Annotated in this window: 14 protein-coding genes and 5 tRNA genes; 8 read left to right on the forward strand and 11 right to left on the reverse strand. The window is 56.7% G+C overall.

What is annotated here, in order from left to right; genetic code table 11:
* Positions 1 to 120: 120 nt before the first annotated feature.
* Positions 121 to 1,926 carry a single-stranded-DNA-specific exonuclease RecJ gene (gene recJ / locus QO005_RS17850; protein ID WP_307159417.1) on the forward strand — a complete coding sequence of 602 codons (1,806 nt, stop codon included), beginning with the start codon at positions 121 to 123 and terminating at the stop codon, positions 1,924 to 1,926.
* 79 nt (positions 1,927 to 2,005) lie between these two features.
* Here the strand turns inward: recJ and QO005_RS17855 are convergent.
* From QO005_RS17855 to gloA, 5 genes are all read right to left on the reverse strand, one after another.
* Positions 2,006 to 2,080: transfer RNA gene (locus QO005_RS17855), tRNA-Glu, on the reverse strand.
* A gap of 182 nt (positions 2,081 to 2,262) precedes the next feature.
* Positions 2,263 to 2,337, reverse strand: a tRNA-Glu gene (locus QO005_RS17860).
* A gap of 152 nt (positions 2,338 to 2,489) precedes the next feature.
* A tRNA-Glu gene (locus QO005_RS17865) sits at positions 2,490 to 2,564 on the reverse strand.
* Between the two features lie 132 nt (positions 2,565 to 2,696).
* Entirely contained in the window at positions 2,697 to 3,512 is an 816-nt protein-coding gene (locus tag QO005_RS17870) for a hypothetical protein (protein ID WP_307159418.1), read from the reverse strand.
* A gap of 119 nt (positions 3,513 to 3,631) precedes the next feature.
* Positions 3,632 to 4,072, reverse strand: coding sequence for a lactoylglutathione lyase (gloA, locus tag QO005_RS17875; RefSeq protein WP_307159419.1), 441 nt, complete (start codon positions 4,070 to 4,072; stop codon positions 3,632 to 3,634).
* Positions 4,073 to 4,331: 259 nt separating this feature from the next.
* Between gloA and QO005_RS17880 the strand changes: the two genes are divergently transcribed.
* From QO005_RS17880 to QO005_RS17900, 5 genes are all read left to right on the forward strand, one after another.
* Positions 4,332 to 4,913, forward strand: a complete 582-nt coding sequence (locus tag QO005_RS17880) for a cold-shock protein (protein WP_307159420.1) — start codon at positions 4,332 to 4,334, stop codon at positions 4,911 to 4,913.
* A gap of 108 nt (positions 4,914 to 5,021) precedes the next feature.
* A complete protein-coding gene (locus tag QO005_RS17885; protein ID WP_307159421.1) occupies positions 5,022 to 5,390 on the forward strand; it encodes a DUF192 domain-containing protein in 369 nt (122 codons plus the stop codon).
* 112 nt (positions 5,391 to 5,502) lie between these two features.
* Positions 5,503 to 5,579: transfer RNA gene (locus QO005_RS17890), tRNA-Pro, on the forward strand.
* A 276-nt stretch (positions 5,580 to 5,855) separates the two neighbouring features.
* On the forward strand, positions 5,856 to 6,161 hold the full coding sequence (locus QO005_RS17895) for an ETC complex I subunit (protein ID WP_307159422.1): 306 nt from the start codon (positions 5,856 to 5,858) through the stop codon (positions 6,159 to 6,161).
* Positions 6,162 to 6,261: 100 nt separating this feature from the next.
* Positions 6,262 to 6,338: transfer RNA gene (locus tag QO005_RS17900), tRNA-Arg, on the forward strand.
* Between the two features lie 10 nt (positions 6,339 to 6,348).
* Here the strand turns inward: QO005_RS17900 and QO005_RS17905 are convergent.
* Complete coding sequence (locus tag QO005_RS17905; RefSeq protein ID WP_307159423.1) at positions 6,349 to 7,164, reverse strand: DUF1206 domain-containing protein; 816 nt, start codon at positions 7,162 to 7,164, stop codon at positions 6,349 to 6,351.
* Positions 7,165 to 7,335: 171 nt separating this feature from the next.
* On the opposite strand from QO005_RS17905, the gene QO005_RS17910 reads away from it, so the two are divergent.
* Together QO005_RS17910 and QO005_RS17915 are read left to right on the forward strand one after the other, a co-directional pair.
* Complete coding sequence (locus tag QO005_RS17910; protein ID WP_307159424.1) at positions 7,336 to 7,503, forward strand: hypothetical protein; 168 nt, start codon at positions 7,336 to 7,338, stop codon at positions 7,501 to 7,503.
* Positions 7,504 to 7,540: 37 nt separating this feature from the next.
* Complete coding sequence (locus QO005_RS17915) at positions 7,541 to 7,753, forward strand: hypothetical protein (protein ID WP_307159425.1); 213 nt, start codon at positions 7,541 to 7,543, stop codon at positions 7,751 to 7,753.
* A gap of 28 nt (positions 7,754 to 7,781) precedes the next feature.
* On the opposite strand, the gene QO005_RS17920 is transcribed toward QO005_RS17915, so the two are convergent.
* The 5 genes from QO005_RS17920 to QO005_RS17940 all read right to left on the reverse strand — a co-directional run bounded on the left by QO005_RS17920 (position 7,782) and on the right by QO005_RS17940 (position 13,189).
* A complete protein-coding gene (locus tag QO005_RS17920) occupies positions 7,782 to 8,072 on the reverse strand; it encodes a hypothetical protein (RefSeq protein WP_307159426.1) in 291 nt (96 codons plus the stop codon).
* A gap of 780 nt (positions 8,073 to 8,852) precedes the next feature.
* Positions 8,853 to 9,626: an amino acid ABC transporter ATP-binding protein gene (locus tag QO005_RS17925; protein WP_307159427.1), complete on the reverse strand. Its 774-nt coding sequence runs from the start codon at positions 9,624 to 9,626 to the stop codon at positions 8,853 to 8,855.
* Between the two features lie 11 nt (positions 9,627 to 9,637).
* Positions 9,638 to 10,792, reverse strand: a complete 1,155-nt coding sequence (locus tag QO005_RS17930) for an amino acid ABC transporter permease (protein ID WP_307159428.1) — start codon at positions 10,790 to 10,792, stop codon at positions 9,638 to 9,640.
* Positions 10,793 to 10,796: 4 nt separating this feature from the next.
* Complete coding sequence (locus QO005_RS17935; RefSeq protein WP_307159429.1) at positions 10,797 to 11,993, reverse strand: amino acid ABC transporter permease; 1,197 nt, start codon at positions 11,991 to 11,993, stop codon at positions 10,797 to 10,799.
* A 173-nt stretch (positions 11,994 to 12,166) separates the two neighbouring features.
* Positions 12,167 to 13,189 carry an amino acid ABC transporter substrate-binding protein gene (locus QO005_RS17940; RefSeq protein ID WP_307159430.1) on the reverse strand — a complete coding sequence of 341 codons (1,023 nt, stop codon included), beginning with the start codon at positions 13,187 to 13,189 and terminating at the stop codon, positions 12,167 to 12,169.
* Positions 13,190 to 13,296 lie beyond the last annotated feature (107 nt).

Below are 13,296 nucleotides of genomic sequence, written 5' to 3' on the forward strand. Positions count from 1 at the left end.
CGTCCGGGGCTTGAGATATTCGTAAAAAGACATGCCAAGGGTTATTTTCAGTGACCCTTGGTCTAAGCCCTCTGCCGGGCGGTCTTGCTTTTCGCCGTCTGGTTCAACATATGCAAGGATATGCCGGAACAACTCGCCGATCCCGTTGAACGTGCCTTTTTGAACGTCGAAGCTTCGGCTTCCGGCCAGCGCTGGATGTCGCGGCTCGATCAGGCGGGGCTGAACCGGGCGCTGGCCATGTCGCAGTCCAAAGGCATTCCGGAACTGGTGGCGCGGGTTCTGGCAGGACGTGGCGTTGGCGTCCACGAGGCGGAAGCCTTTCTCGATCCCACCATCCGCAGCCTGATGCCGGACCCCTCAACGCTGACCGATTGCGATGCCGCAGCCGCGCGGCTGGTGGCGGCCATTGACCGACGGGAATCGGTGGCCATCTTCGGCGATTATGACGTTGACGGTGCGTCTTCATCGGCGCTGCTTTACCGGTTTCTCCGCCATTTCGGCGTGGAGAGTGAAATCTATATTCCGGACAGGATTTTCGAAGGCTATGGGCCAAATGCCAATGCCATCGGCCAGTTGATCGAGCGGGGCGCCAATCTCATCGTCACGGTGGATTGCGGCTCTACCAGCCATGATGCGCTGGCCGAGGCGGCACGGCGCGGCATCGATGTGGTGGTGATCGATCACCACCAGATGAGCCATGAGATGCCAGTGTGCCGGGCGCTGGTCAATCCGAACAGGCCTGACGATCTGTCAGGGCAGGGCCATCTCTGCGCGGCGGGGGTGGTATTTCTGGTGCTGGTGGCGACACAGCGGCTGCTGCGGCAGAAGGGGCATGCCGCGGCACGCTCTCTCGACCTGCTCGCCTGGCTCGATCTGGTGGCGCTCGCCACCGTCTGCGATGTCGTGCCGCTGAAGGGGCTCAATCGCGCCTATGTCGTGAAAGGGCTGATTGCCGCCCGTCATCAGCAGAATGCCGGGCTTGCGGCACTGCTGCGTGTGGCGGGGATCGGCGGACCGGTCACGCCTTATCATTTTGGTTTTCTGGTCGGACCACGAATCAATGCCGGTGGCCGAATCGGTGACGCTGCGCTGGGTAGCCGGCTGCTGACGCTGGACGATGCACCGCAGGCCGAAGAAATCGCCCAGCAACTGGATGATCTTAACCGCCAGCGTCAGGCCATGGAGGCGCAAATGCTGGCCGAGGCCGAGGCTGAGGCCATGGCTGAGTATGGCACGGGTGAGCGCGCCTCTGTCATCGTTACGGCGCGGGAAGGGTGGCATCCGGGCATCGTCGGCCTGTTGGCGGCAAGGCTTAAGGAACGTTTCCAACGTCCCGCCTTCGCCATTGCCTTCGATCCAACGGGCAAGGGAACAGGCTCTGGCCGCTCGATCAACGGCTTCGATATGGGCAAAATGGTGCGCGCTGCCGTCGAATCGGGCCTTCTGGTCAAGGGCGGCGGTCACGCCATGGCGGCGGGCTTGACGGTGGAGCGCGGCAATCTCGGCAGGCTACGCAGCTTCTTTGAGGAGCAGGCCAGCGAGAAAGTCATGGCGCTGGCCGCGAACCGCGCCCTGAAGATCGATGGCGCGGTAGGCGCATCGGGCGCGACGCTGGACCTGATCGATCTTCTGGAGACCGCAGGCCCCTATGGCTCCGGCCATCCGCAGCCGATTTTTGCGGTTCCCGCCCATCGTATTCGCGATTCGCGGCTGATCGGCACGGCGCATGTGAAGGTGACACTGGAAGCCATGGATGGCGCGCGCCTCGATGGCATTGCGTTTCGCGCCAAGGATACCCCGCTGGGTGACCTTCTCTTGTCGCGGCGCGGTGAAAGCGTGCATGTGGCAGGCTGCCTGAGCGCGGAATTGTGGCAAGGCACACGGCGCATCCAGATCCGTATTCTGGACGCTGCTCCCGGCTTCTGAACGAGCAGAATGACGCGTAACCGCGCCTGTCCGGCAGGCCAGTGTTATAAAGGATCAATCCAGTCGGAGAAGGAAGCAGTGGCACGCCCTAGGGGAGTCGAACCCCTCTTTTCAGAATGAAAATCTGACGTCCTAACCGATAGACGAAGGGCGCGTGCTTTGAGGCCGCTTATAGGCAGAGGATGTGACTCGCGCAAGCAAAAAGATGAGGTTTTTCCACAGGCTCATGGATTTTTTTCAGGCTCTGCGTGAAGGCAGTGAACACCACGCGTCACCCAAAGCGTCCGCATTGCTTCTGAAAGTTTCCAAGATTGCTATTTTGGGAAAGGCAGGCAGTGGCACGCCCTAGGGGAGTCGAACCCCTCTTTTCAGAATGAAAATCTGACGTCCTAACCGATAGACGAAGGGCGCGTGCTGCGTGGCGCTCTCATAGTCGTAACCGGCTTGGCCTGCAAGCAGAAAATGACAATGCTGGAATTTTTTTTGGAGGCGTTCTCAGACCACTTCAATGGTCGCAAAAGGCTCGCTGAAAAGCCACTCAGTTTCGAAGTGATGGAGAGAAATGGCACGCCCTAGGGGAGTCGAACCCCTCTTTTCAGAATGAAAATCTGACGTCCTAACCGATAGACGAAGGGCGCGTGGTGGCGCCCTTATAGTCAGCCGTTTTTTTCAAGGCAAGCGCGCTCAGACAAAATTTTACGGAAAAATGACAGGGCCTTGTATTGCCTTGGTTTCTGGTCCCAGTCAGCCCTGGGAAGGAACGCCAAGCCTCAGTTTTTGCGGAATTTAGCCAGGAATTTCTTGAGGAATCCGTCCTTGGTCATGGATTGCTGCTTCGGATCGCCCTCGATCTGCTCCATCTGGCTCACGCCGCCGGAATTGGCTTGAGCCTTCATGGCGGCTGGCATGGTCGCCTGCAATTGCGCCGGCACGCCCTCGCTCATCGGTTGGCCCTGCTGGTATTGCTGCAGCACAGCCTGTTGCTTGGGGCGGACCGCCTGACGGGCCTTATGCGGATCAGGTGCGAGACCAGCCTGAATCTCCGCCTTGGTAGGAGCGCGCATGGGCTGCTGAACAGGTTGCTGTGCCGGAACCATCGCCGTTTCCGGCCTCATCTGCGGATTTTGGGTCTGCACCGGCTGTGCCGGCGGCGACTGCACGCTGAAAACGCTTGCGACAGTGGCCTGAAAACGTCGAGTCGGCATGTTTTGCGGCACGATGCTGGAATTGGCCGCATCGGCCTCGGTCGGCGCTGCGGCATGCGGGGTAGAAACCGGCGCGGCGTCGCTTTGCACATTGGCAGCCAGATTTTCAGCCACCTCGGCAGGCAGAACCACGGGCTTTGCCGGTTTCTGCTGCGCGGTTTTAGGTGCCGCAGAGACGTAAGGGTCGCGATAGGGCTGTTTCAAGCCAGAGGCTGGTTTGGCGGCAGGGGTGTTTGCGGCCACTGCATCAGCGTCCCCAATAGCGCCCTGTTCCAGGGGCGGCAATTCGGCCTTTTGGGTGGTGCAGCCCGCCAGAACGGCGGTGGTTGCCAGAAGAAGTGCGGGCGCGATCCGGCCCTTTGCCTTGGTTTTCGACGTCATGTCCTATCCCATCCAAGCGTATCGGTCGCGGCGCTTGCCGGACCGGGCGGGTGTTTCATGACGCCGAGTGTGCCGGCGCAAGCTTGCGCCAGGCCGGTTTTCAAAGGGGGTGGTCTGTTTTACCAGCTGCCGGTGTTCGGCATGGAGCTCCACGGCTCGGCGGCGGGCAGGGCCTCGCCCTTTTGCAGGATTTCGATGGAAATACCATCCGGTGACTTCACAAAGGCCATGTGGCCGTCGCGCGGCGGGCGGTTGATGGTGACGCCGTTGTCGTGCAGCTTCTGGCAGAAGGCGTAGATATCATCCACCTCATAGGCCAGATGGCCGAAATTGCGCCCGCCCGTATAGGATTCCGGATCCCAGTTGTAGGTGAGTTCGAGGCAGGGGGCCTTGTTGTTCTGTGCGGCTTCGACATCTTCGTCGGCGGCCAGGAAGATCAGCGTAAAGCGGCCTTTCTCGTTTTCGATTCGGCGAACTTCGCGCATGCCCATCAGCGTGCAGTAGAAATTCAGCGAAGCATCGACATCGGTAACGCGAACCATGGTGTGCAGATAGCGCATTGGGGTCTCCTCTTTTGCCGACAGGATATGCATCTCTCCGGCCTCGTCTTCAAGGTGCCACGGTTTCGCCGTCTCGATCCGGTATTCATCCTGTTCAGGGTTCTGGCGGCGCGGATCAGCCTCGAACAAGCTCCATCAGCGAAAACCATGTCGAATAACTGAAACTGGGGCTTGCGCATCAGGGTTAACGGAATGTTAATCTAGGTTTCGGGAATCAGTGTAGCGGTATCCTTTTGGCGTGGTCGAGGGGCGACGGAAAATGGTGGATAGATTTTCATCGAAAGGCCTCGTGGAAATAACCGGGCTTGCGGATGAGCAGCCCATGGACCTCATTGAGATCACGGGCGTGGTGAAGTGGTTTGACGTGGCCAAGGGTTTTGGCTTCATCGTGCCCGATAATGGCATGCAGGATGTGCTGTTGCATGTCACCTGCCTGCGGCGTGACGGTTACCAGACCATTCTGGAGGGCACGCGTATCGTTGCCCTGGTGCATAAACGGGACCGGGGTTACCAGGCGTTCCGCGTGCTGTCCATGGACCAGTCCACGGCGGTGCATCCGTCGCAGTTGCCGCCTGTGCGCACCCATGTGCAGGTGACGCCTTCGAGCGGGCTTGAGCGGGTTCTGGTCAAGTGGTTCAACCGCACCAAGGGCTTTGGCTTCCTGACGCGCGGCGAGGGGACCGAAGACATCTTCGTTCATATGGAAACGCTTCGGCGCTTTGGCCTCACCGAATTGCGGCCCGGCCAGACTGTTCTGGTTCGTTTTGGCGAAGGGGAAAAAGGCCTTATGGCCGCCGAAATTCACCCTGATAATCCGGTGCCTTATGGACGCCCCCACTGAGAGACCATCATGACATCTCTTTCGAAAGGCGCCTTCGGGGCGCTTTTTTTCATATTGGCTTGTCTGAGCATTTCCGCGGCCTCTGCTGCCTTTAAAACAGGGCAGGCTATGATCCAGGATACGTCCGGTGGTCGGCATGTGTTGCAACTGGAATATGCGCTAAGCGCCTCCGAGCGGGCGCAGGGATTGATGAACCGGAAGACGCTGCCCCCCGATCACGGCATGATCTTCGATTTCGGCGAAAGCCGCGAGGTGATGATGTGGATGAAGAACACACCGTTGCCGCTGGATATGTTGTTTATCGATGAAAAGGGTGTCATCCGTCATATTGCCGCAAATACCACGCCTTTTTCGGAGGATATTATTCCTTCATCAGGAAGTGTGCGCTATGTCATTGAACTGAATGGCGGTCGTGCTGCGGCTTTGGGCATTCAGCCCGGAAGCCGCGTGGTGGAGGGCCTTGTGCCACCCCAGTAAATGTCCGTGTTTGAAAAGCCGTCCACTTCATCCACGATAAGAGGTGAAGTGGTGGTTTTTTGCAGTTGCGATTGATGAGTGAACCGTGTATCTCGCTCTCATTCGACGGTAACGGAGTGTAGCGCAGTCTGGTAGCGCATCTGGTTTGGGACCAGAGGGTCGGGAGTTCGAATCTCTCCACTCCGACCACCGGCGAAAGCCTGTTTACTGCATAATTTTCACCTTAAATCGGAATCGATTGAAGGTGAAAATTATGCAGTAGTTTTAAAGTGTTACAGCGTCCTTTGTACGTTTGATAAAACGCACGGCGCTGTAAGGTATGCCGACCAGAAGTTCTGAATGGATTTGTGAAACGGCGTGCTTTAAAACAAAGACGTAAAGCGTGTGATGCAGGTCTCGAAGATCGCTCTACGCTTCGATTGTCGCGGGGAGGCGGCCCCTCTTCGTTAATTGGGGAATGAAGGCATGTCTGCGAAGATCTACCGTCCGGCCAAAACGGCCATGCAATCCGGCAAGGCAAAGACCCATCTGTGGATTTTGGAATTCGACCCCTCCGCGCCGCGCCGGATCGATCCGATGATGGGTTATACAAGCTCTTCCGACATGCTGCAGCAGGTCAAGCTCACCTTTGAGACGCTGGAACAGGCTGAGGCCTATGCCAACAAATATGGCATAGAATACCGTGTCATCCAGCCCAAGGAAGCCATTCGTCAGTCCGTTTCCTATTCTGACAATTTCCGTTTCAACCGCATCCAGCCCTGGACACATTAAGGTCTGATGCTGGTTCAGGGTCTTGCGGCCAGCGGTTTTTAAAGCGCTGGCCGTTTTCATGTTATGACGCGTTTTAAAAGCGGCTCTTTTGCCGCTCACCGGCCCCTTAGCTCAGTTGGATAGAGCAAGTGCCTTCTAAGCACTAGGTCGCAGGTTCGAATCCTGCAGGGGTCGCCAAATATCAAATTCACCGATTGGGGAGCGAATGCTTCACATCACTTGCGGAAGGCCCGTTCACGACCCGATAGCGAGCTTCCACGAGATTATAAATTCCAAACGCAGCCAGCCCGGCTGCAACCACAATGTATACAACAGCTCCAAACGGCAGTTGTCTCAGTGACGACAGGGCATCCGATATACCTCCTGCCTGCTCGGGATCAACAGTGAAGCCAGCATAGGCAAAGAAGAAGCCTGTGATGGCGAAAACCAATCCGCGTGCGACAAGCCCATAAACGCAGACCATGCCGAGAATTCCGTTGGTATCAGGAAGGTGCAGATATCTTTCGAACTTGCGCGACAAGCCTTTCCATGACGTCACAACGCCACCGATGATGAAACCGATGCCAATAGCGGTCGCGACATAGGAGCCGAACGGCTGCGACATGACCCACTGCGCCAGCCCCTTTTCGCCTTCCCCCTCGCTACCCCGTATGCCGGACAGCGCCTGGCTGAGCGCATAGTATGCAAGGAAAACGTAGGTGATCGCACTGCCAAACATCGCAAGTCTGATCACGATTGCCTTCTTGTCTCTTCCATGACCGTCGCTATCAGCCAGCGATTGCGCAAGACGCCAGGCAACGAAACCAAGAAGGCCGATTCCGATGAGGGCTACCCATATTCGCCCGAACGGCTGCTCCAATAATTCCGAAACCGCCGACTTGGTATCGGCCTTGCCTCCAGCTACTCCGGAAAGCAGTGCCAGCCCCGCGACCAGTAGGAAGACAATTCCCCGGGCGACATAACCGGATCTCGCCAAAAGTTCGAACTTTGATCTTCGGGGCATGGTGGCATCCTTTGAAACCTCTCAGTTAGCTGGAAACGCGCCATGCCGTAAAAAGTTGTCGCCGTTCTCATAAACGGGTTTTGTGATGCAGTTTCATCCCGCTCCCGATCCGGAACAAGCTGCCGCCTTGAATGTTGTGATGGTGATAGAGCACATCACGGAGGGTGATTCATGACCAATGTCATCGAAATCAGAAAATCCCGGAAATCGCAGGAGCGGGAGGATATGCCGCCTGCGGGGCCGCATGCGCGTCCTGAGCTGACGGACAAGGAAAAGACGCCCGGAACGGGTGCATTGCCGGAAGACAGCCAGGAAGATGTAACGCCGGGCTCGGGTTAACGCTCAGCTCTTTATAAATAGCTTCAGGGAGAACATCATGGCTGAAACCGAAGCGCGCCAGCTGGCCGATGAATATTTGAGGCGCGGTGGCCAGCGCAAGGTCAAGATCGACGACAATATCACCGATGTCCGGGAGTGGGATGATGAGCCGCCTGAGGCGGAGCGTTTCTGGAAGGACAATATCGCGCCTCTGGCCGATAAGAAACGCAGGGAAATCGAACTTTTGCTGCCCACCATCAACGCGCGCTGACGGACGGACCAAGGGAAAGGCATAGATATCATGCCGCGCGTGCGGTTTTGCTGAAAATAAAGGTGGTGTCCGAGCGTGGCTTCGCTTGCTCAAGGTCAATAACGATGGGCCAGTTGCGCAGGAAGCGCAGGGTTAATCCAGTCGAGGAATGGTTCACTGAAAGGGCGATATCGCCGATATATCGCTCAACGGACTCGCAGCCGAACAGGACCGGGGTGCGAACCGACAACTCATAACCGTTGGAAAAGACAAGACGGGTGCCCGCCTTTCCCATTTCAATCGTTTCTATTGTGCTGCCCACCAAGTTTGCCAGATTCATCTTTCGCTCACGCCGTCGCTTGAGTTTGGCTGTCCCTACAAAGGACAGCCGGCTCTTGCTGGCTGCCCCACCCCGGCGACATCCACGCCAAAGGTTCCCCACATTCTTTTTGACTTTCCCGAACGATCAGGAAAATGCTGAAAGCGCTTCTTTCGGCGAAACGCTTGACTGCTTTCAAGTCGCATACTCAAAACGTGCTTTTGGCTTCTGCGCTTTTTCTTCAATACGATTCCGAACGTCGGCTGCCTACTGCACCCGATCGATCTTCTGAAAAAGTATTACTGATGCACAAATGAATAACTTGGAAATATCCCTCTAAACAAGAGGGGGCGTATGACCAAACTTGGGACGATTATATTGCGCTCCCATTAACCTAAAGAGCTAACCGTAGTTTTTTGATTCTTTGACGCAACTTGTTTCGATATTGTGCAATCAAAACACGAACTGTCCCAAAATGGCAATTATCTTGAGGTGCGTTCTGGAAAGACTTGATTCGGATGGCAGCAAACACCGCTTTCTCACGATGCGAGGAAACGACAGCGGGTTCGCATAAAAACCAAGGGGTTAAGGCTGATGTTCTTCGACTAGGCGGGGCAAACGATGACGGGCTTTCGCAACCCATAAAAAACCCGGGGTCAAGCCCCGGGTTTTATCATCACAAAAGGGTGATATGGTTAAGTTTAGAGCATTTCCAGAAAAACTGGAACCCGGTTTTCCGTCCGGAAATGCGTAAAAACGAAGATTTAGATCGCTCAATGTTTCCGTGAAACATTGAGCGATCTAGTGCAGGATCTGGCTCAGGAAGAGCTTTGTACGCTCGTGCTGCGGGTTGTCGAAGAATTCCGCAGGCGAGTTCTGCTCGACGATCTGGCCTTGGTCCATGAAGATGACGCGGTTAGCAACCTGCCGGGCAAAGCCCATTTCGTGCGTGACGCAGAGCATGGTCATGCCTTCTTCCGCAAGGCTCACCATCGTGTCCAGAACTTCCTTGACCATTTCCGGATCGAGCGCCGAGGTCGGTTCGTCAAACAGCATGATCTTCGGCTTCATGCAGAGTGCGCGGGCGATGGCCACGCGCTGCTGCTGGCCGCCGGAGAGCTGGCCCGGATATTTATTGGCCTGTTCCGGAATCTTGACGCGCTTCAGATAGTGCATCGCGATTTCTTCGGCGTCCTTCTTCGGCATTTTGCGAACCCAGATCGGTGCAAGTGTGCAGTTTTCCAGGATCGTCAGATGCGGGAAGAGGTTGAAGTGCTGGAATACCATGCCGACTTCACGGCGCACTTCATCGATTTTCTTCAGGTCATTGGTGAGTTCGATGCCATCAACAATGATGTTGCCGCTCTGATGCTCTTCCAGGCGGTTGATGCAACGGATCATCGTGGATTTACCGGAGCCGGACGGACCGGCGATGACGATACGCTCGCCACGCATGACTTTGAGGTTGACGTCCCGCAGAACGTGGAAATCGCCATACCACTTGTTCATGTTGATCAGCTCGACCGCCACATCGGTATCGGAAACGGAGAGCGCCTTGGTTTGTGCTTCTGCCATGATTTAGTCCTTTAATGTTTGTGGCCAGTGTCGAGATGCCGTTCCATGAACTGGGAATAGCGCGACATGCCGAAGCAGAAAACCCAGAAGATGACACCCGTGAAGATATAGCCGGTGACGGGCGTCGTCGGGGTAGCCCATGCGGGATCTGCCTGATTGAGGTTTGCAATGCCAAGAAGGTCGAACATACCGATGATGGAGACCAGCGATGTGTCCTTGAACAGGCCGATGAAGGTGTTGACGATGCCCGGAATGACCAGCTTGATCGCTTGCGGCAGAATGATAAGCCGCATTTTGTGCCAGTAGCTCAGCCCCAGCGAATCAGCACCTTCGAACTGCCCCTTCGGAATTGCCTGAAGGCCGGCGCGGATGACTTCAGCCATATAGGCCGAGGCAAAGATGGACACACCGATCAGCGCGCGCAGCAGCTTGTCGAAGGTCCAGCCATCCGGCAGGAACAGCGGCAGCATGACGCTGGCCATGAACAGCACGGTAATCAGCGGTACGCCGCGAATGACCTCGATGAAGGTCACGCAGAGAATCTTGATCACCGGCATGTTCGAACGGCGCCCCATCGCCAGGATGATGCCGACCGGCAGCGATACGACGATGCCGAAATAGGACAGGATGAGTGTCACCATCAGTCCGCCCCACAGCTGCGTTTCCACATGCGGCAGGCCGAAGCCGCCGGTGAGCAGGAAGAACGAGACGAGCGGCAGTGCAATGAACAGCGCCAAGGCGTTCCAGCCCTTGAAAGGGGCTTTCGGCATCAGCATAGGCACCAGCAGCACCGCGAACATTGCCATGACCAGCAAGACACGCCAGCGTTCGGGCTCAGGGTAACGCCCGAAGATGAACTGCTGGAACTTTGCGCCGATAAAGGCCCAGCATGCGCCGGATTGCCCGTCGGGCAGCACGCCGCCCTGGGCAATGGTCGAGCAAGCCGCGCGGTCGGTGCCGACCCAGACGGCATCGATAAATAGCCATTGCACCAGTTGCGGCAGGATGTAGGCGAGCGCTGCGATTGCAAGCAGCGTCAGCACGACATCTTTTGGCGTTGCCAGCAGGTTGGCGCGCAGCCAATGCGAAAGACCCCGCGTCTTTTGCGGGGCAGGGCGGGCCGACGTCATTTCACGGCGGACATAAGCAGGATTGTGGATCGACATGATCTTACCTCTCCACCAGAGCCATCTTGGCATTGAACCAGTTCATGAACACGGCCGTGGTGAGCGACAGGCTGAGATAGATGACCAGCCACAGCAAGACGATTTCCAGGGCCTGGTTCGTCTGGTTCAGCATCGTGCCGCCAACCGAGACGATATCGGAGAAACCGACCGCGACGGCAAGCGAGGAGTTCTTGGTCAGGTTCAGATACTGGCTTGTCAGCGGCGGGATGATGATCCGCATGGCCTGCGGAATGATCACCAGCCGGGTGGTGACGCCGGAGCGCAATCCAAGGGCGTTTGCAGCTTCTGTCTGTCCTTTTGGCACGGCCCTGATGCCGGCGCGGACGATTTCCGCAATGAAGGCTGCGGTATAGAAGGAGAGCGCCAGGAAAAGCGATATGAATTCCGGCCCCACCACGGTGCCGCCCGTCAGGTTGAACTTCCCGAGAATCGGGTAATCGAACGTTAACGGTGCGCCGAGAACAAGAAATACCGCCAGCGGCAGAAGAATGATCAGACCGAGCGCGGTGAGGCCATGCGGAAACTGCTGACCTGTCTTCGCCTGTCGTTTTTTCGACCATCTGGCCACAAGGACCGAAGCGATGATCGCAACGATCAGAGCCAAGCCTACGAACAGGCTGCCGTCGCCCCAGATCGCCTTGGGTATATAGAGACCGCGATTGTTGAGAAAGCTGTCGAAGGGCAGCGCTACCGATTGGCGTGCCTGCGGCAGAATGGCAATAACGCCCTTGTACCAGAACAGGATGACCAGCAGCGGCGGAATATTGCGGAAGATTTCCACATAGGTTTGCGCAAGCTTTGCGATCAGCCAGTTTTTCGAAAGGCGAGCAATGCCCACGATGAAGCCGATGATCGAAGCGGCGATAATGCCTAAAACCGCAATCTCGATCGTGTTCAGAATGCCGACGAGCAGAGCCCGCCCATAGGTGCTGTCGCTGGAATAGGCGATCAGCGACTGACCGATATCGAAGCCGGCCCGGCCTTTGAGAAATTCGAAACCGGAAGCGATATTTGCCTTTTCAAGGTTATGGATCGTATTGCTTGTCACCATCCATACAAAGGCAACAAGCGCTACGATGGTGATCACCTGATACAGAATGCCGCGAAACCGCGGATCGTACAGCAAGGATCCCGATGATGTTTTGCTTGGCGAATGCGAACTGAGCGCCTGGCCTGCCATTAAACCCTATCCCCTATTGCTCTTGAGAGCTTTTGCCGTTCACTCCGGGATGTCCTGGTCTTTATGGTTTTGAACCGGAATGGACCGAACTCGCCGGGTCACGGCTTTTTATTTTGCTCTTGATACTCAGAAGGCGGGCTTTCACCCGCCTTCCCAGTTCCATGCGGACCGATTTAGCGAATCGGCGGGGCGTATTGCAGGCCGCCCTTGTTCCACAGGGCGTTGACGCCGCGCTTGATCTTCAGCGGAGAGCCTTCGCCGACGGTACGGTCGAATACTTCACCGTAATTGCCGACCTGCTTGATGATGTTGTACGCCCAGTCGTTGCCGACGCCGAGGTCCGTACCGATCTTCGTGCCTTCTTCAACACCCAGGAAACGCTTGATTTCCGGGCTGCCGTTCACCTTCATGTCATCGACATTCTTGGAGGTCACGCCCAGTTCCTCGCCGGTCACCATGGCGTAATGAACCCATGAAACCAGGTGGAACCACTTGTCGTCGTTCTGGCGAACAGCCGGGCCAAGCGGCTCCTTGGAGATGATTTCCGGCAGAACGACGTTTTCGTCCGGGTTCTTCATCTTCAGGCGGATGGCGTAGAGACCCGACTGGTCAGTGGTGTACACGTCGCAGCGGCCTGCATCGAAGGCGCTGGTGGCGTCGGTTTCCTTTTCGAACACAACCGGGTTGTACTGCATGCCATTGGCCTTGAAGTAGTCGGCCATGTTCAGTTCGGTCGTCGTGCCCTGCTGGACGCAAACGGAAGCGCCCGAAAGCTCGGTCGCGGACTTCACGTTCAGCGACTTCTTCACCATGAAGCCCTGGCCATCGTAATAGTTGACCGAACGGAAGTTCATGCCGGCATTGTCGCGGCCGATCGTCCAGGTGGTGTTACGCGTCAGAACGTCGATTTCACCGGAGGTCAGCGCCGAGAAGCGGTCCTTGGCGGAAAGTGCGGTGAACTTGGCCTTCTTGGGGTCGCCGAAGATGGCGGCAGCAATACCGCGGCAATAATCGACGTCGATACCGGACCAGTCACCCTTGTCATCCGGATTCGAGAAGCCCGGTACACCCTGGCTTACGCCGCAGGTTACGAAGCCCTTCGCCTTAACATCGGCGAGCGTATCTGCCGAGGCGGCGGAAGCCCAAAGTCCGGCGACCGCAGCGCCCATTGCAACAGACAGGAGCGTCTTTTTCATTTATCCCAACCTTTTATCCATTTATATTTATTTAATCCCGGGCGAATGGATTATTCGCACATCCCTCCTCCGCCGCCGGGTGCTGGTCCCTGAAAACCAGCTGGAAT

The organism is Allorhizobium paknamense (genome assembly GCF_030815125.1).
GTDB lineage: Bacteria > Pseudomonadota > Alphaproteobacteria > Rhizobiales > Rhizobiaceae > Allorhizobium > Allorhizobium paknamense.

What these genes read in the sequence shown, in the direction of transcription:
- recJ (WP_307159417.1), top strand. Translation starts at nt 121, where the DNA reads ATGCCGGAACAACTCGCCGATCCCGTTGAACGTGCCTTTTTGAACGTC.
- QO005_RS17870 (WP_307159418.1), bottom strand. Translation starts at nt 3,512, where the DNA reads ATGACGTCGAAAACCAAGGCAAAGGGCCGGATCGCGCCCGCACTTCTT.
- gloA (WP_307159419.1), bottom strand. Translation starts at nt 4,072, where the DNA reads ATGCGCTATCTGCACACCATGGTTCGCGTTACCGATGTCGATGCTTCG.
- QO005_RS17880 (WP_307159420.1), top strand. Translation starts at nt 4,332, where the DNA reads ATGGTGGATAGATTTTCATCGAAAGGCCTCGTGGAAATAACCGGGCTT.
- QO005_RS17885 (WP_307159421.1), top strand. Translation starts at nt 5,022, where the DNA reads ATGATCCAGGATACGTCCGGTGGTCGGCATGTGTTGCAACTGGAATAT.
- QO005_RS17895 (WP_307159422.1), top strand. Translation starts at nt 5,856, where the DNA reads ATGTCTGCGAAGATCTACCGTCCGGCCAAAACGGCCATGCAATCCGGC.
- QO005_RS17905 (WP_307159423.1), bottom strand. Translation starts at nt 7,164, where the DNA reads ATGCCCCGAAGATCAAAGTTCGAACTTTTGGCGAGATCCGGTTATGTC.
- QO005_RS17910 (WP_307159424.1), top strand. Translation starts at nt 7,336, where the DNA reads ATGACCAATGTCATCGAAATCAGAAAATCCCGGAAATCGCAGGAGCGG.
- QO005_RS17915 (WP_307159425.1), top strand. Translation starts at nt 7,541, where the DNA reads ATGGCTGAAACCGAAGCGCGCCAGCTGGCCGATGAATATTTGAGGCGC.
- QO005_RS17920 (WP_307159426.1), bottom strand. Translation starts at nt 8,072, where the DNA reads ATGAATCTGGCAAACTTGGTGGGCAGCACAATAGAAACGATTGAAATG.
- QO005_RS17925 (WP_307159427.1), bottom strand. Translation starts at nt 9,626, where the DNA reads ATGGCAGAAGCACAAACCAAGGCGCTCTCCGTTTCCGATACCGATGTG.
- QO005_RS17930 (WP_307159428.1), bottom strand. Translation starts at nt 10,792, where the DNA reads ATGTCGATCCACAATCCTGCTTATGTCCGCCGTGAAATGACGTCGGCC.
- QO005_RS17935 (WP_307159429.1), bottom strand. Translation starts at nt 11,993, where the DNA reads ATGGCAGGCCAGGCGCTCAGTTCGCATTCGCCAAGCAAAACATCATCG.
- QO005_RS17940 (WP_307159430.1), bottom strand. Translation starts at nt 13,189, where the DNA reads ATGAAAAAGACGCTCCTGTCTGTTGCAATGGGCGCTGCGGTCGCCGGA.